The organism is Sinorhizobium sp. P24N7 (genome assembly GCF_042436655.1).
In the GTDB taxonomy this organism is placed as follows: Bacteria; Pseudomonadota; Alphaproteobacteria; order Rhizobiales; family Rhizobiaceae; genus Sinorhizobium; species Sinorhizobium meliloti_A.
The window spans coordinates 1-382 of record NZ_JBHMIW010000159.1 but is presented as its reverse complement, the minus strand read 5'-3'; the positions used below and the strand labels follow the sequence as shown (position 1 = coordinate 382).

At 62.6% G+C, this 382-nt stretch carries 1 pseudogene; it reads right to left on the bottom strand.

What is annotated here, in order from left to right:
- Positions 1–382, bottom strand: a pseudogene (locus tag ACFHWW_RS34430) (FAD-binding oxidoreductase); the annotation flags it as partial.

Below are 382 nucleotides of genomic sequence, written 5' to 3'. Positions count from 1 at the left end.
GGAGAAAAAGTTTCTTCGGCAACCTGTCAGCGCTTACCTGGGGGAACGTTCGGCCTGAAGCGATCTCACGGCTCAACATCTCCTGCACCAGAAGCACCCTCGCCTCGCCGAGACCGCTCTTGGCATATTCCTGCCGCAGCATCATCACGAATGCCGCATCGACCCCGATCATCGGACGCCCGGAGGCGGCGACTTCGCCGATCGCGCCGTGCAATCGTTTTGCCTGCCGCAGGAAACGCGAGCGGTCGCCCAGAACATGCGCCGCCTTACCGCCCGGCAGGAGCTTGATGAACACCGGCTGATACCCGAGCGCGACAAGGCAATCCGCGATCGAGATAGCGGTCTCCGGGTCGAACAGTGTGGTGAACGGGTCCTGCCAGAC